The organism is Xanthobacter dioxanivorans (genome assembly GCF_016807805.1).
Lineage (GTDB): Bacteria > Pseudomonadota > Alphaproteobacteria > Rhizobiales > Xanthobacteraceae > Xanthobacter > Xanthobacter dioxanivorans.
Genome location: NZ_CP063362.1, coordinates 3,122,407 through 3,139,055, shown reverse-complemented (window position 1 = coordinate 3,139,055; position 16,649 = coordinate 3,122,407). Strand labels below are relative to the sequence as shown.

Genomic DNA, 16,649 nt, shown 5'->3' with positions numbered 1-16,649 from the left:
GATCACAGGATCCCCGACACGAACAGCAGCAGCGTTCCGAGCAAGCCGAGCATGAGCGCCGCGCCGAGGAAGTCCGGCACGCGGAACACCCGCATCTTGGCGATGGAGGTCTCGAACACGGCGAGCAGCACCGCCCCCGCCCCGAGCTTCAGCGCATAGGTCGCCATGCCCAGCGCGAACCCGCCGATGCCCGCTCCCGCCGGCGCGAGTCCCCACGGCAGGAACACGCAGGCGACGAGGGAGAGGAAGAGGAGCAGCTTGAGCTGGGAGGCAAGCTCGATCAGCCCGAGGTGGCGCCCGGAATATTCCAGCACCATGGCCTCGTGCACCATGGTGAGCTCAAGATGGGTCGCCGGATTGTCCACCGGGATGCGCCCATTCTCCGCCACTGCCACCATCAGCAGCGCCACCAGGGCCAGCGCCAGCGACACCCGCAGCCCGACGCCCGCCAGCATCACCTGGGCGATGGTGGAGAGCTGGGTCGAATGGGCCACCAAAGCGAGGGAGAACACGATCATGATCAGCGCCGGCTCGGCAAGAGAGGAGATCATCACCTCCCGGCTCGACCCGATGCCGCCGAAGCTCGTGCCCACGTCCATGCCGGCCAGCGCCAGGAAGAAGCGGGCCGAGGCGAGCAGCGCGGTGATGGCGATGAGGTCCGCCGACCAGGAGAAGATGAGGCCGGTGGCGAAGGTGGGCACCAGCGCCGCCGCCACCCAGGTGGCGGCGAAGACGAGATAGGGCACGCAGCGGAACAGCCACGAGGCGTTCTGCGCCAGCACCGCCTCCTTGTGCATCAGCCGCGCGAGGTCGCGGTAGGGCTGGAGCACCGGGGCGCCGCGCCGGCGGGTGAGCCGCGCCTTCACCTTGCGCACCACCCCGGTGAGGAGGGGCGCCAAAGCGAGCACGAGCAGCATCTGCGTGCCCTGCACCAGGAAGTTGGCGATCAGGTCCATAGGGCGAGCACCAGGAGCAGCAGCACCAGGGCGGAGAAGACGAGGCCCAGATACTGGCGGATGGTGAGGTACTGGAGATGGTTCGCCCGCTCGGCCACCGCCCCCACCGCCTTGGTCAGCGGCACGAACAGGAAGGCCCAGGCGGGGTCGCGCGCGGTTGCGGTGAAGCGCGCCGGGGTAAGCGCGCCCGGCGGCGGCATCTCCACGCGCTCGCGCGCCGCGAACAGGGAGCGGGCGAAGACGCGGCGGATGGGCTGGGCGAAGGAGGCAGCGGAATACTGGGTCAGCGGGCTGGCATCGGGAAAGCCGCAGTCCCAGGGTGGAGCCCGCCGCACCGCGCCGGAGGCCAGATGATGGATCACATAGGCCGCCGCCAGCGCCGAGAAGGCGGTGAAGAGGAACACCAAGAGGCCGTTATAGGAGCTGCGGCTCTCCGCCACCGGGATGATGGAGAGCCACGCCACCGAGCTCTGCTCCGGCATGCGGTGGCCGATGAGGCCTGATACCGCCGGCTGGAGCGCGTCGATGACGAGGCCCGGCAGCAGCCCGGCGGCGACGCAGACGCCGGCCAGCGCGATCATGGCGGCGCGGGAGAAGGCGTCCACCTCCTGCGCCCCGGCGGCGCTCGGGCTGCGCGGGCGGCCGAGGAAGATGATGCCGTAGAAGCGCACGAAGCACGCCGCCGCCAGCGCCGCGGCCAGCGCCAGCAGCGCGCCGATGGCCGGCACCATCAGCCTGAGGCCCCAGGCCGGCAGGTCCGGGCTGAGCAGCACCGCCTGGAAAATCAGCCATTCGGACACGAAGCCGTTGAGCGGCGGCAAAGCCGAGATGGCGGCGCAGCCGATGAGCGCCACCACGCTCGTCACCGGCATGCGATGGATGAGGCCGCCGAGCTGGTCCATCTGCCGCGTCCCGGTGGCGGTGAGCACCGCCCCGGCGCTGAAGAACAAGAGCCCCTTCATCGCCGCGTGGTTGAGCACGTGGAACAGGGCGGCGGTGAGCGCCAGCGCCGCGGCGGCGGCAAATCCGTTGGCGCGGAAGGCGAGCGCCAGGCCGAGGGCGACGAAGACGAAGCCGATATTCTCGATGGTCGAGTAGGCGAGCGCGCGCTTGGCGTCGCTCTGGAGCAGGGCCTGGAGCACCCCGATCACCGCCGCCACCCCGCCCGCCGCCATCACCGGCAGGCCCCACCACCAGGCCGGCGGGCCGGAGAGGTCGAAGACGATGCGGATGAAGCCGTAGACCGCCACCTTGGTCATCACCCCGCTCATGAGGGCGGAGACGTGGCTGGGCGCCGCCGGGTGGGCCAGCGGCAGCCACACATGCAGCGGCACGAGGCCGGCCTTGGAGCCGGCTCCTAGCATGGCCAGCGCCAGCACCACCGCCGCGGCGACGGCGCCGGGCGGGGCGGCGCGCATGGCGTCGAAGGCATAGCCCTCCGGCGTCCCGGCGGCGAGCAGGCCGAAGGCGAGCATCAGCGCCAGCGTGCCGAACGAGGCCATGATGATGTAGACGAGGCCGGCCCGCACGTTGCCCGGCTCCTTGTCGTGCGCCACCACCAGCGCCCAGGAGGCGAGCGACATGAACTCCCAGCTGAGCAGGAAGCTGTAGGCGTCGGCCGCCAGCAGCACCAGGTTCATGCCGGCGAGGAAGGCGGGAAAGAAGGGCAGCACGCGCTGCGGCGCGTGATCGTGCCGGCCATAGCCGATGCCGTAGAGGCTCGCCGCCGCGCCGCCGAGATTGATCACGCACAGGAAGAAGGCGGAGAGCGCATCGATCCTGAGGTGCGCCCCGATCCAGGGCAGGCCGATCGGCAGGACCAGCCCGGCGGGGCGGACGCCAGGGCGGTGAGCGCCGAGAGGCCAGCCACGCCGCTCGCGGCGAGGGCGCCGCCATAGATCAGGATGCGCCCCGCCGGCCGCCCGGCAAGGGCAACGCCCGCCACCGCGAGCAGCAGCAGGACGCCGACGGCGCCGAGCACCACGAAGAGCTGGAACGAGGCGCCGATCATGGCTGCCCCTCCGCGGCCGCGCGCCGGGCAGTTGCCCGCAGCCGCACACCGCGACCGCCGCTTTCGCTGGCCGTTCCCTCGGCGATGAGTTCCACCCCGGCCGCATCGAGCGCGCCGACGAGCTTCATCAGGGAATCCACGTTGCCACGGATGACCCCGTCGCTCGCCTCCATGCGCTGGATGGTGGGCAGGGAGAGCCCGCTCAGGCCGGCAAGGGCGCGCTGGTCAAGGCCGAGAAGGGCTCGGGCGGCGCGGAGCTGGGCGGCTGTGATCATGGCGGGATCGGTAGCGTCTGGTGCGTGATTTCTCCCCTATACTCTCTGCTTTATGAGATTTCAACATGCAATAGTGATGTTTAAAACATCATTTTGGTATGGACGCGGCGCCGACCCGGGGACCGGTCCGGGAAGACGCAGGGACGACAGCGAGAACAGGGGCAGCCCGAAGCCTTGACCGCCGTCATCGTCCGGCGCGTCCGGGCGATCCACGCCGTGGCGAGGCGGATCTCGGGCCGGTCGCAGCGCTCAAGCGGCCCGGTGGATGCCCCGGACCAGCCGGGGCATGACGAGGGACGCAAGGCCCGGCGCGACTGGGCGAGACCGGGGCGGCGACACGCCCCGCCCTTTGTCCCGCGCTCCAGGCGGCAGCACGCGCCCGCCCGGTTCGAGCCCTCGCCGGCCTCTCAATCCGGCCGCGAGAAGGTGAGGATCTCGCGCTTGCCCGCATGGTTGGCGGGGCCGACGATGCCTTCGGTCTCCATGCGCTCCATGAGGCTCGCCGCCTTGTTGTAGCCCACCTGCAGCCGGCGCTGGATGTAGGAGGTGGAGGCCTTCCTGTCGCGCATCACGATGGCGACCGCCTGCTCGTAGAGATCGCCGCCCACCTCGGCCATGCCGGAGCGGTCGAACACCGCGTCGTCCTCGTCGTCCACCTCGGCGGCCTCGTCGAGGATCACCTCGTCGAGATAGTCGGGCTTGCCCTGGGCCTTGAGGAAGGCCACCACCTTCTCCACCTCGCCGTCGGACACGAACGGGCCGTGCACGCGGGTGATGCGCCCGCCGCCGGCCATGAACAGCATGTCGCCCTGCCCCAGCAGCGTCTCCGCCCCCATCTCGCCGAGGATGGTGCGGCTGTCGATCTTGCTCGTCACCTGGAACGAGATGCGGGTGGGGAAATTGGCCTTGATGGTGCCGGTGATGACGTCCACCGAGGGCCGCTGGGTGGCCATCACCAGGTGGATGCCGGCGGCGCGGGCCATCTGGGCGAGGCGCTGGATGGCGCCCTCGATCTCTTTGCCCGCCACCATCATCAGGTCGGCCATCTCGTCGACGATGACGACGATGTAGGGCAGCGGGGTCAGGTCCATCGCCTGTTCCTCGAACAGGGCCTCCCCGCTCTCCTTGTCGAAGCCGACCTGCACCTGGCGGGTGATCACCTCGCCCTTCTCCGCCGCGTCCTTCACCCGGGCGTTGAAGCCGTCGATGTTGCGCACGGCGAGGCGGCTCATCTTCTTGTAGCGCTCCTCCATCTCCTTCACCGCCCACTTGAGCGCGATGATCGCCTTCTTGGGGTCGGTGACGACGGGGGTAAGCAGATGCGGGATGCCCTCGTAGACCGAGAGCTCCAGCATCTTCGGATCGATCATGATCAGCCGGCAGGCTTCCGGCGTGTGCCGGTAGAGCAGGCTCAGGATCATGGTGTTGATGGCCACCGACTTGCCCGAGCCGGTGGTGCCCGCCACCAGCAGATGCGGCATGCGGGCGAGGTCGGCGATGATCGGCACGCCGCCGATGGTCTTGCCGAGGCACAAGCCGAGCTTGGGATGCGTCTCGGAGAACTCCTGGCTGGCCAGGAGCTCGCGCAGCCACACCGTCTCGCGCCGCCGGTTGGGCAGCTCGATGCCGATGACGTTGCGCCCCTCCACCACCGCGACGCGGGTGGACACCGCGCTCATGGAGCGGGCGATGTCCGGCGACAGGCCGATGACGCGGGAGGACTTCACGCCCGGCGCCGGCTCGAACTCGTAGAGCGTCACCACCGGGCCGGGATTGGCGTCGATCACCTCGCCGCGCACGCCGAAGTCGCGCAGCACCTGCTGGAGCATGGTGGAGGACTGGTCGAGGAACTCCTCGGAGAGCTCGAAGTCGGGCTCCACCACCGGCGGCTCGCGCAGGAGGTCGATGGGCGGAAGCTGATAGCCCTCCGGCGCATCGTCCGCACCGTCCGCGTCCGCCGCATCCACGACGCTCTCATCCACGACGCTCGCGGCGGCGACGGGAAGCGGAACGGCCGGGGCGGCGGGGGTGGCGCTTGCGGCAGCGGCGAGCCCCGGCGCCGCGGCAGCACCGAGGAAGCGCGCGGTGATCATCTGCTGGTAAGGGCGCCAGACGGCGGGCCAGGGATCATGCGACGGACCGTCGGCGGTGGCAGGCGCCGCGTCGGAGGGATCCCCGGACGGGGCGGACGACGCAGCAGCGACGGGCTCCGGCTCGTCCACATCGGAGAGCATGATCGCCTCGCCCTCGCCCTCGTCTTCGTCCTCGTCCTCGTCGTCTTCCGCCTCGTCCAGGGCATCGTCGTCCCCGGAAATCTCGTCGTCTCCGGAAGTTTCTTCGTCGTCCGCCGCGACCAGATCGAGGTCGTCCGCCTCGGCCTCGACGTCCTCCTCCGCGAGGTCGTCGCCGGCTTCGTCCTCGAACCCGGCGTGGTCTTCCACAACCTCGGCGCCGAGGTCGCCGACTTCGGCATCGGCGCCCGTTTCGGTCGTCCCGGTGGCATCATCCGCGCTGGCGTCGGGGAGGATGGCACCCGCCGCACCTGCCGACGCTGCGCTCCCGCAGGCTTGCCGATCCTGATCGGCGGCGGCCTCCGGCGGCGCCGCCGCGGCGCCCAGGAGCAGGAGCCGGCCGACCGCGAGGAGGGTCTCCGGCACATGGTCGGCCGCATCCACGGCCGGCGCCTCTTCCAACGGGGCGGCTTCGGCGGCGGCAAGGTCCGCCTGCGCCGTGGCCGTTTCCGGCTCGCCGGGCGTGATCTCGATCTCGATCAAGGCCGGCGCCGCCGGCGCATCCTCTTCGGGGACGGGAGCATCGGAAACCGGCTCCAACGGGGAATCCAGGTCGGACTCAAGGGCGCTCACGAGGGCCGCAGGGGCATCCGCCGGAGCGGCCGCCGCGCCGTCGAAGACGGCTGCCGGCGTCGCGTCCGGCAGGGAGGCGTCCGGCACGGGGACTTCCGGCGCGGGGGCTTCCACCTGCTCCGCCAGGGCCTCGGTCGCCGCGTCGGGCAGAAGGGCGACACTGGTCACCACGGACGCATCGCCGCCCCAGAGCTCAGCCGCCGCCGGCACGTCGGGCCCGGGCCACATGGCGGGCAGATGCGGCGCGCCGGACACGGCCGCGGCGGCTTCCGCCAGCGTCGCCGAATCGGGAAGCTCGATGATCCCGCTCTCGTCCGATACCTGCGGGGACGCGGTGAGGTCGTCGGCCGGATCGAGCACGAACCGCCAGCCGCGATTGGAGATCTCGCAGCTCAGCGCCGCCACCACCACATCGCGCGGCCGCAGGAAGTGGTCGGGCGTCCGGGTGAAGCGGGTATTGGCGTCGAGGGTGAACGGCCTCAGCCAGCTCGGAACGAGGTCGAGGTTGAGCCAGCTGTGGGTGGGCTCGTCCACCTCGGAGGCGGCGGCGGAGCCGGCGGGCTGGTCGTAGCCGGGCCGATCGTAGCCCGGCCAGTCCTGGCCGTACGACGCTTCCGCGTCCGTCTCCTCCGCCATGTCGGGCGGAAATGCGTAGTGTCTCGGGGGACGGGTGTAGGAAGACATGCTGATCCACGGTCCGCAGCATAGACGCCGAGATCAGAGGCTTAGGCCAGGCACGTTAAGGGGAGGTTTGCGCCGCCGCGCATGCCTCATATGATACCTCCATCTGTGGACAATTCCGCCGGAGGCCCCGCACGCGCCGAAGCCCCGGCGGGCTCAGCCCTCCGGGATGGCGCGGCGTGCCAGAAGGCGCCGCCGGGTATCCACCACCGCGGCGAGGGAAAGGACGGCCGCGAGCGCGAACAGGGTGCCGTAGCCCAGACGGTCCGCGATCGCCCCCGCCGCGAACGAGCCCAGCAGGTAGACCACGAGCTGGGCGCAGGCCAGGATGGTGAAATCGGTGCCCGGCTGGTCCTTCGAGGAGGCGGCCATGAACAGGCTGTAGAGGGCGACGATCTCCATGTAGCGGATCAGCGTCTGGAACGCCGCGGCGCCGAACAGGGCCGGCCAGCCGGTGACGAGGTCGAAGGCGTGGAGCGCGAACAGGGCGAAGCAGAGCGTGCGCAGCCCGCCCAGCAGGGTGAGCACCCGCGCGCCGCCCAGCCGCACCATCAGGTAGGCAGCCACCCCCGAGCCGATCAGTCCGGCGGTGGCCGCCGCCCCGCCGGACAAGTAGCCGACGACGTCGAGCGGCACGCCGCGATCCACGAGGTACGGCCCCTCCATGGCCTTCACCAGCCCCTCGCTCGCCCGGTAGATCAGGGCGATGACCAGCACCTCCCGCGCCTCCGGCCGCGCCCAGAAGGCGCTCAGCGAGGCGCGCGGTGCGCTCGGGGACGGCGCGACGTCGTCCTCGCGCATGGCGAAGGCGGACGCGAGCGGCACCAGGGACAGGACCGCCATGGTCCAGATCATCGGCCCCCACCCGAAATGGTGGTAGATGACGAGGCTGCCGGTGCCGCCGATCACCACGCCCAGCGCCACCGCTCCCCCCTGGATGGCGTTGCCGAACGGCCGGTCGGCGGCGGCGAGGCGGCGGGTGGCGTAGCCGTCCGCGGCGATGTCCTGGGTGGAGATCAACAGCGCCAGCGCCATGCCAAGGGCAAAGAAAGCCCACACGTCGGTCGGCGCGATGAGGGAGAAGGCGGCCACCACCAGCACCGTGCCGCTCTGGGTGATGAGTACCCAACCGGCGCGATGCATGCCGGGGATGGGCCGCACCCGGTCCACCCACGGCGCCCACAGGAACTTCAGCACCAGCGGCAGCATCAGTGCCGAGAGCAGGCCGATGGCGGTGCGCGACACCCCGTTCTCGCGCAGGATGGGCGGAATGGCCGCCACAAGAAGGTAGCTGGGGATGGACTGGGCGAGGTAGAGCCCCGCCAGCACCACGAACAGCCGCGCCCGCCCGCCGCGGGCGGGGACGGGGATAGCCTTGGTATCGCCGAGATCGCTCGCGCTCACGGGGTGCCGGCTCCCTGCGGCGGGCCGGCGACGGCATGGCCGGAGAGGAAGGCCCGCGCCTCCCCCTCGTCCGGCGTTGCGATGAGGGGAAAGGACCACAGGCGGCGGAACACGCGGGCCATCTCCTCCCCCGCATTGGGGCGGACGATGGCGCAGGCCCGGCACAGGCGGTCGAGATGGGCGCGCGTCGCCTTGAACCACAGGGCCTGCCGCCGCTCCCCGGCCCGGCTGAGCGCCGGCCCGCCGCCGAACACCGTCATCAGCAGGAAGGGGCGGCGCAGCGCGCCGACCGCCTCCAGAGCGGCGAGGTAGTCCTCCTCGTCCTGCGCGCCGTAGGGCTTGAGGAAACGCAGCACCATCAGCGCCCCCTCCTCCTCGTCGAGCCGCACCATCAGAAGGTCGTCCGGTAGCCGATGGTGACCGTCCGCCCCCAGGCATTCACCGGCAGGTTGCGCGTGGCGGTGGCCGAGGGGTTCTCGTAGTCCGCATCGAGCAGGTTGCTGACGGAGGCATAAGCCTGCCCGCCGCCGAACGGGTGGCTGATGGCGGCGTTGAAGGTGTAGCCGCTCTGGATCTCGTAGATGCCGGTGCCGTCGAACACGTCGCGCCCGGACCACGCCTCGGCCTCCAGCCGCAGGACCGTGCCGACCTCGAAGCGGTACTCGCCCCACAAGGTTCCGCGCACCGGGGTGGCGATGCGGTTGTTGGGCAGGAAGGCGTCGAGCTCCCCGTCCCCGTCGCTGTCCCAGCGGCCCTCCCGGAAGGTGCCGTTGGCGCCCATCTTGAACTGCGCGGTGAACTGGTACTCGGCCGTCGCCTCCACGCCGTAGATCATCTCCTTCTGCTGGGAGACCTGGTTGGTGGAGGCGATGAAGTTGGTCCCCTCCTCGGAGGTGGAGACGAAGCCCGCCAGCGACCCGCGGAACGCGCCGATGCTGCCGCGGATGCCCAGCTCGTAATTGTTGACGATCTGCGCCTCGATGCCGAGGTCGTCATAGGACAGGGTGCGCTGCTTCGGGCAGGTATAGTTGACCGGCGGCAGCGGGCCGGCGCCCAGATAGCAGCCGTAATAGAGGATCTGCGCCGCGCCCGAGGCGCCGGCCCGGCGGGTGAAGGCGCCGATGTCCGGCAGGGCAAAGCCCTGGCTGAAGCCGCCATAGAGCTCGCTCGTCTCGGTGAGCTTGTAGGTGGCGCCGAGATTGAAGGTGGGCGCGGAATACTGGTACTCGCCGCCGGTCACCGGCAGGTCCGGCAGCACCGCATAGCCAAGGCCCGAGAAGCCCACGAACACCGCCGGGCGGATGAAGTCGTCCACGGTGAGGTCGAGCAGCTCGTAGCGGGCGCCGGCGCGCACCACGAGGCGATCGCCGATGGGCACCTGGAGCTGGCCGAAGCCGGCATAGTTCACCTGGGTCAGGGGGGTGAAGATCTCCTGGCCGTTGGTCAGGGTCTGCCAGGTCTTGTCGTGGCCGACGTCGGCGCCCCAGGTGAAGGTCGCGCCCTCGTAGAAGGAGACCGGCGTGTCGATGGTGAGATTAAGGCCGGTGCGCTCGGAATAAAGCTCGCTCTGGTTGAAGAGCGAGGTGGGATGGCCCAGATTGCCGGAATAATAGACAGCACCGTTGTAGTCGATATCGAAGGCGCTGTAGTTGAAGCGTTTCTTCACATCGTTGTAATAGGCGAGCAGCGTCAGGTTGCCGAGGGCGAAGGCGGTGTCGGTGTATTTCGCGGCGTAGGACTTGGTGTCCTCCAGCACCGGCTGGCCGGTGTAGAAATTACCGAAATCGGGACGGGCATAAGGCAGGGCATAGGTGGTCATCCACTGCGGGTTCTGCTGCAGGTAGACCCAGTTGGCGGAGACCTCGAAGCGCTTGGTCGGATCGAAGTTGTAGCCCAGCTTGGCGAAGAAATTGCCGCGCCCGAAGCGGTCGCCGCCGCCCTGCCCCAGCATGCCGTCGGAGGGCAGCTCGTTGCCGGCCCCGTCATAGGTGCGGTCGGCGAAAGTGCCGGTGCCGGTGAACAGGTAGTCGAAGCCGTTCTGCCCGCCGGTGACCGTGGCCGACACCTCCGGCGCCAGCGAATTGCCGGGGTCGGCGGTGAAGAAGCGCAGGGCGGTGTTGACCGAGACGGTGGGCTTGCCGTCCTGCGGCTTCTTCATGATGAAATTGACCGTGCCGCCGGTGGCTCCCGAGCCGTAGAGGCTGGAGGCGCCGGCCACCACCTCGATGCGCTCCACGGCGTTGAGATCCACCAGCGCGAGCAGGCGCGAGACGTTGCGCAGGGGCGTGTTCTGCGGCACGCCGTCGATCATCACCAGGAGGTCGCGGCCGCGGAAATTTTCCGAGGCGCCGGAGATGGTCTGCGTGGAGGGCGAATAGCCGGGAATGAGCTTCGCCAGCACCGCCGCCGCATTGTTGGTGAGTTCGAGCTGCTCCTGGATCTCCGCCTGGTCGATCACGCGCACGGTCTGCGGCACATCGGAAATGGGCCGGTCGGCGCGGGCGGCGGTGACGGTGATGGTGTCGAGGGTAACCTGGCTCTCCTCCTGCGCCACCGCCGGCGCGGCAAACGCCGCGCCGGCCAGGGACACCCCTGCCAGGGCGGCGACGATGGCCCGGTGGCTGGCCCCCCACGAGGCGGCGGAGACGGCGCGGAAGGCAGACGGACGAACCGGTGTCGAGCAAAACATGGAGGGCCCGCAGTTTTAAGTCGTTCTGAAAAGGGAGCCACACCCTTCTTTACGGAAGCAAAGTCGGAATGCGTGCCTGCTACAGCATTCATTCGGCCCTGGCGCACATCTTGTCTTGGACTGACACGAAGGGAAAATTGGACTATAGCGAATGCGTGGCATTCATCACGCTACTGTCACATAAGCGCAACTTGTTAGAAGCATTCTACTATGCGAGATGCTTTCACCCCCGCCTGGTTCGATGCGCAGAGCGCACCCAGCCTCAGGCGGCCGGCCTTGTTCGCCGAGGCGTTCCGGGCGGCGATGGCCGATCTCGACATCGAGGTGCCGCGGGCGCAGGCCTTCCAGGCCCGCATGCTGTGGGTGGCGCTGCCGGGCGCCCGGCTCGCCTCCTGCTTCGCCACCGGCGCCCGCTTCGTGCGGCGCGGCGGCGAGGACACCCCGGCCGGGGACGACGCGCGCGGCCTCATCCTGCTGCGCCCGGTGGGCGGCTCGCTGCCGGTGGAGCAATGCGGGCGCACGGTGCTGCTGAACGACCGGCAGGGCGCGCTGATCTCGCTGGCCCACCCCTTTTCCTACACCGCCGTGGACACGGTGCGGGTGGATCATCTGCTGATGCCGTCGGGCCTCGCCGGGGCGGAGGGCTGGACGCCCGGCCTCCTGCCGCTGCCCGCGACGGACGAGGCGAGCCTGCTTTTGCTGGTGCATTATGCCGGCGCGGTGCTGCAGGGACTCATTCCGCTGCAGAATGCGCAGCACGCGGCGCTGGCCGGCGGCCACATGCGCGACCTGGCGCGGGTGGTGTTCGGCCTCGGCGCCACGCCGGTTGCGGCCACCGCCTCCCCGGCGACGGCGGGATCAGGCCGCCTCGCCGCCCTGAAGGCGGCCATCGCCCCCCATCTCGGCCGGCGCGACCTCGGCCTCGACATGGCGGCGCGGCTCCTGGGCGTGACGCCGCGCACCGTGCAGAAGCTGTTCGAGGCGGACGGCACAACCTTCTCCGCCCACGTGCTGGCCTGCCGGCTGGAAGCCGCGCGCGCCGCCCTCGAGGCCCGCGACGGGCCCGGCGCCGAGCGGCGTGTGGCCGCCATCGCCTATGAGGCGGGCTTCGGCGACCTGTCCTATTTCAACCGCACCTTCCGCGCCCGCTTCGGCCTCACCCCGTCCGCCTGGCGCCGCCGCGCCGGTGGCATGGCCGGCTGAACCGGCCGCGGGTCACGGCTCGATGTCGTAGTCCGCCGGCAGGTTCACCGGGTGATAATTGCCCCCGGCGATGCGGTCGACGACGCTGTGGTGGACCAGCGGGCGCGGGCGGGTGCGGGTCAGGGCGCGCGGCTCGCCGAGGGGGAAATAGAACGGCCCGCGCGGCGTCCGGGTCTCGGCGAAGCGGCTCGCCCGCGGCAGCAGCTCGAAGAGATGGGAGGCGCCCGTTAGCGCATCGTGCAGCGGCCCCAGCGGATCGGGCTTGGCATAGGCCGCCCCGGCCTCCGGCGGCGCGGTGGCGGTGACATAGCGGGCCACGCGGTCGGGATTGACGGCGAGGCCCTGCGCCTGCGCCTCCCGCAGCATCCACAGCAGCGGGATCTTGGCGAGGCCGGCATCGGCTTCCGGATAGCCGCCGCCCACATCCGAATGGTTGCCGGCGAACCACACCTGCTTCACGTCCTGGAGCGGCGGGGCGTCCAGCGGGGCGTAGGGATTGGGCTGGAAGGGCTGCGGCTCCTCCCAGCGGTTCAGGCGGAACATCACGCGCCGCTCGTCGATGGCGCAGGCGTGGCGCACCACCTCGACGCTGGGATTGACCCGCGTGTAGGGCAGCGTGGCAAGGCCGGGGAAGATGCCGTTGCGGCCCGGCAGGATGACGCTCGACACCGTGTCGAACAGGCCGAGGAAGTGGAGGGTGGCGCGCTTTGCCCCGGCGATGCGGCCGAAGGTGTAGACGCGCTCGAAATCCGCCCAGTCGGCCTTGCCGTTGCGCTCGGAGATTTGCTTGAGGTAGCTCAGGGCATAGCCGGCGAGGTTGAGCTGGTCAGGCGGCAGCACCCCCACCATGTGCAGCAGCGAGGCCACGATCCGCACCGAATAGGCGCCACGGCTGAAGCCGAACAGGTACAGCCGGTCGCCGGGCGCGTAGTTGGCGCAGATGTAGCCGTACATGGCGATAATGTCGCGATCGATGGCATACCCCGACGCCTGCTCGAACAGCGCCTTGCCGGCGCGCAGACGGCGCGACCACCACATGTCGCCGCCCACCGTGCCGACGCCGGAATTGTAGAACGCCCGCTGCGCCTCGCCGCGCCTGAGGCAGCGGAACAGGCGCGCCACGTGGCTGAGGTCGCGGCCGAGATGGTTCGCCGTGCCGTCGCACAGCACGACGAGGTTGCGCCCGGCGGATGCGGCGGCCGCGGTTCTGCCGGGAGCGGCTGCCGGCGCGGCTTCGGCGCCGGGCGGCGTGTTGTCCTGCGTCACCTTCCCCTCCCCGTGCGACCGAGCCCGGATCCAGTCTCAGCCAGACGTGCGGGAAAGTCGATGTCGACGCCGGGACGTCAGGCGCCGTCCCGGCGGATGGCGTCGGCAAGGAAGTCCACGAAGGCGCGGATGCGGGCGGCCAGATGCGCATGCCCCACATAGACGGCGTGGATGGGCTCGATGTCGGCGGCGTTGAAGTCTTCCAGCACGCACGTGAGGGTGCCGGCGGCGATGTCGCCGCCCACGTGGTAGCGGCCAAGCCGCGCCAGCCCCACCCCGTCGAGGGCCAGGTAACGCAGGACCACGCCGCTGTTGCCGTAAGCCGACCCCGCCACCGGCAGCGCGAACGGCTCGCCGCTGGCGGGGTCGCGGAACGGCCATTCGCCCGGTGCCCAGGGGAAATTGAAGCGCAGGCAATTGTGGCGCGCGAGGTCCGCCGGGGTCTTCGGCACGCCATGGCGCTCGAGATAAGCCGGGGACCCGACGATGACGCGCGGATTGTCCATGAGCTTGCGCGCCTTCAGGGGCGAATCCCGCAGCACGCCGGTGCGGATGGCGATGTCGGTCCGCTCGTCCACCAGATCGATGACCGTGTCGGTCAGCGACAGATCGAGCTCCACCTGCGGATAGAGCGCGAGGAATTCCGGAACCCTCGGCAACAGGCACACCTCGCCGAAGGCGACGGATGAATTGACCCGCAGGCGGCCCCGCGGCACCACCCCGGCGCCGGTGGAGATGAGGCGCTCGGTGTCGTCGATCTCGGCAAGGATGCGCCGCGCCCGCTCCAGATAGAGGACCCCCTCTGGCGTGAGCTGGAGGGCGCGGGTGGAGCGCTGGAACAGCGGCGTGCCGAGCCGGTCCTCAAGGCGGGTGACGAGCTTGCTCACCGCGGAGGGCGACAGGCCGAGCTTGCGCCCGGCGGCCGAGAATCCCGCCGCCTCCGCCGACGCCACGAACACCCCCATCTCGCCCGCACGGTTGTCCAAGACACCACCTATGAATTCAATTCAAAGACATTGTTACATAATGCCATCTTCAGGCGAAACACCCCCTGCCCCATCTTGGCTGCGAGCGGCACCCCGCCCGGGGCGCCGGTTTTCACGCGTCCCGCCTTCCGCCGACGCTGCTGTTTCGAAGAAAACGGCCGCGCTTCGCGTGAAGGACGTGCGTCCAGACAAGGCGCCGGAGCGTCGGCGGGCTTCACTGAAGCATGCCGCGCGCCTCCCGCCGGACAGGGGAACAGTCCATGCCCATCGCCCTCTACGCCCTCACGATCGCGGCCTATGCGATCGGCACCACCGAGTTCGTCATCGTCGGCCTCCTGCCGACCGTGGCCAAGGACCTCGGCATCACCCTGCCGCTCGCCGGCCTGATCGTCAGCGTCTACGCGCTCGGCGTCACCTTCGGCGCGCCCATCCTCACCGCCCTTACCGGCAAGGTGGCGCGCAAGCCGCTGCTGCTCGGCCTGATGGCCCTGTTCATCGCCGGAAACACGCTGGCGGCGCTGAGCCCCTCTTACGAGATGCTGCTCGGCGCGCGGGTCATCTCCGCCTTCGCCCACGGTGTCTTCTTCTCGGTGGGCTCCACCATCGCCGCCGACCTGGTGCCGGAGAACCGGCGGGCCTCCGCCATCGCCCTGATGTTCATGGGGTTGACGGTGGCCATCGTGACCGGCGTGCCGCTGGGCACCTTCATCGGCCAGACCTTCGGCTGGCGCGCCACCTTCGCCGGCGTCGCGGTGCTCGGTGTGATCGCCTTCATCGCCATCGCCCTGCTGCTGCCGCGCAACATCCCCAAGGCGCCGGCCGCCTCGCTCCTCGACCAGGTGCGGGTGCTGGGCTCCGGCCGTCTGCTCCTCGCCTTCGGCATGACGGCGCTGGGTTATGGCGGCACCTTCGTCGCCTTCACCTATCTGGCCTCCATCCTGGAGACCATCACCGGCTTCGCCGCCTCGCAGGTCAGCCTCATCCTCGTCCTCTACGGCATCGCCATCGCGGCGGGGAACCTCTCCGGCGGCCGCATCGCCGACCGCGATCCGGTGAAGGCGCTGACGCTGCTGTTCGGCGCCCAGGCCGTCGTCCTCGTCGCCTTCGCCTTCACCGCCCCCTCGCCGCTGGCAACGCTGGTGACGCTGGCCGCCCTCGGCTTCCTGTCGTTCGCCAACGTGCCGGGCCTGCAGATCTATGTGGTGGAGCTTGCCAAGGTGTATCGTCCCAGCGCCGTGGACACCGCGTCCGCCCTCAACATCGCCGCCTTCAACCTGGGCATCGCCATCGGCGCATGGATCGGCGGGCTGGTGGTGGCCTCGCCGCTGGGCCTTGGCGCGACCCCCATCGTGGGCGGCATCATGGTGGCCGGCGCCCTCGGGCTCACCGTGTGGAGCGGCGCCCTCGACGGCCGCAAGAAGGCCGTCCTCTGCGAGATCTGAAGAAGGGAAACGTCATGCACACCGTCACCGCCAACGGGGCCGCCATTCCCGCCATCGGCTTCGGCACCTTCCGCGTCTCCCCCGCCGACACGCTGCGCATGGTGCCGCACGCGCTGAAACTCGGCTTCCGCCACGTGGACACGGCGCAGATCTATGGCAACGAGGCCGAGGTGGGCGCGGCGATCGCCGCCTCCGGCGTGCCGCGCGGCGATATCTTCCTCACCACCAAGGTATGGGTGACCAACTATCCCCGCGCCGCCTTCCTCGCCTCCGTGGACGAGAGCCTGAAGAAGCTCAGGACCGATCACGTGGACCTGCTGCTGCTCCACTGGCCCAACGCCGCCGTGCCGCTGGCCGAGCAGATCGGCGCGCTGAACGAGGTGAAGGACGCCGGGAAGGTGCGCCATATCGGCGTCTCCAACTTCACCACGGCGCTGATGGGAGAGGCGGTGAAGCTCTCGCGGGCGCCGCTGGTCACCAACCAGGTGGAGCTGCACCCCTATATCGACCAGTCGAAGGTGGTCGCCGCCGCCCGCGCCGCCGGCCTTTCCGTCACCGCCTATTTCATCATGGCGGACGGCAAGGTCCTGGCCGATCCGGTGCTCAGGGAGATCGCCGCGGCGCACGGCCGCTCGGTGGCGCAGGTGGTGCTGCGCTGGGTGGTGCAGCAGCCGGGCCTCGTCGCCCTGTCCAAGACGGTGAGCGAGGCGCGGGCGGCGGAGAATTTCGCCATCTTCGATTTCGCCCTGTCCGGGCAGGAAATGGCGGCGGTCTCCGCATTGGCCCGGCCGGACGGGCGCCTGGTGAGCCCCGAGGGCCTCGCGCCGGCCTGGGATTGAGATCAGCGGGGGCGGCCGTGCCGCCCCCGCCGT

At 70.2% G+C, this 16,649-nt stretch carries 11 protein-coding genes and 1 pseudogene; 3 read left to right on the top strand and 9 right to left on the bottom strand.

Annotation, left to right across the window (positions count from 1 at the left end; all coding sequences use genetic code 11):
• Positions 1-2 precede the first annotated feature (2 nt).
• The 7 genes and pseudogenes from EZH22_RS14665 to EZH22_RS14635 all read right to left on the bottom strand — a co-directional run bounded on the left by EZH22_RS14665 (position 3) and on the right by EZH22_RS14635 (position 10,880).
• Positions 3-956 (bottom strand): respiratory chain complex I subunit 1 family protein, encoded by a 954-nt coding sequence (locus EZH22_RS14665; protein ID WP_203196296.1) that lies wholly within the window; start codon positions 954-956, stop codon positions 3-5.
• Positions 947-2,967: pseudogene (gene hyfB / locus EZH22_RS14660) on the bottom strand (hydrogenase 4 subunit B). Before hyfB ends, EZH22_RS14665 begins: the two are co-directional and overlap by 10 nt.
• Complete coding sequence (locus EZH22_RS14655; protein WP_203196295.1) at positions 2,964-3,242, bottom strand: helix-turn-helix domain-containing protein; 279 nt, start codon at positions 3,240-3,242, stop codon at positions 2,964-2,966. Before EZH22_RS14655 ends, hyfB begins: the two are co-directional and overlap by 4 nt.
• A 407-nt stretch (positions 3,243-3,649) precedes the next feature.
• Entirely contained in the window at positions 3,650-6,790 is a 3,141-nt protein-coding gene (locus EZH22_RS31820; RefSeq protein WP_231711480.1) for a DNA translocase FtsK, read from the bottom strand.
• Positions 6,791-6,943: 153 nt separating this feature from the next.
• Positions 6,944-8,191 carry an MFS transporter gene (locus EZH22_RS14645; RefSeq protein ID WP_231711479.1) on the bottom strand — a complete coding sequence of 416 codons (1,248 nt, stop codon included), beginning with the start codon at positions 8,189-8,191 and terminating at the stop codon, positions 6,944-6,946.
• The gene (locus tag EZH22_RS14640) at positions 8,188-8,583 is read right to left on the bottom strand and encodes a hypothetical protein (RefSeq protein ID WP_203196294.1); all 396 of its coding nucleotides are present in this window, start codon (positions 8,581-8,583) and stop codon (positions 8,188-8,190) included. Before EZH22_RS14640 ends, EZH22_RS14645 begins: the two co-directional genes overlap by 4 nt.
• Positions 8,583-10,880 carry a TonB-dependent receptor gene (locus tag EZH22_RS14635; RefSeq protein WP_203196293.1) on the bottom strand — a complete coding sequence of 766 codons (2,298 nt, stop codon included), beginning with the start codon at positions 10,878-10,880 and terminating at the stop codon, positions 8,583-8,585. The genes EZH22_RS14640 and EZH22_RS14635 overlap by 1 nt, the downstream gene beginning before the upstream one ends.
• A gap of 210 nt (positions 10,881-11,090) precedes the next feature.
• On the opposite strand from EZH22_RS14635, the gene EZH22_RS14630 reads away from it, so the two are divergent.
• Positions 11,091-12,083 carry an AraC family transcriptional regulator gene (locus tag EZH22_RS14630; protein ID WP_203196292.1) on the top strand — a complete coding sequence of 331 codons (993 nt, stop codon included), beginning with the start codon at positions 11,091-11,093 and terminating at the stop codon, positions 12,081-12,083.
• Between the two features lie 12 nt (positions 12,084-12,095).
• On the opposite strand, the gene EZH22_RS14625 is transcribed toward EZH22_RS14630, so the two are convergent.
• Positions 12,096-13,349, bottom strand: a complete 1,254-nt coding sequence (locus EZH22_RS14625; protein WP_203196291.1) for a T6SS phospholipase effector Tle1-like catalytic domain-containing protein — start codon at positions 13,347-13,349, stop codon at positions 12,096-12,098.
• 77 nt (positions 13,350-13,426) lie between these two features.
• On the bottom strand, positions 13,427-14,335 hold the full coding sequence (locus EZH22_RS14620) for a LysR family transcriptional regulator (RefSeq protein ID WP_203196290.1): 909 nt from the start codon (positions 14,333-14,335) through the stop codon (positions 13,427-13,429).
• Between the two features lie 260 nt (positions 14,336-14,595).
• On the opposite strand from EZH22_RS14620, the gene EZH22_RS14615 reads away from it, so the two are divergent.
• Both EZH22_RS14615 and EZH22_RS14610 read left to right on the top strand, forming a co-directional pair.
• Positions 14,596-15,777: an MFS transporter gene (locus tag EZH22_RS14615; RefSeq protein WP_203196289.1), complete on the top strand. Its 1,182-nt coding sequence runs from the start codon at positions 14,596-14,598 to the stop codon at positions 15,775-15,777.
• Between the two features lie 14 nt (positions 15,778-15,791).
• Positions 15,792-16,616 carry an aldo/keto reductase gene (locus EZH22_RS14610; protein WP_203196288.1) on the top strand — a complete coding sequence of 275 codons (825 nt, stop codon included), beginning with the start codon at positions 15,792-15,794 and terminating at the stop codon, positions 16,614-16,616.
• Positions 16,617-16,649: the final 33 nt, after the last annotated feature.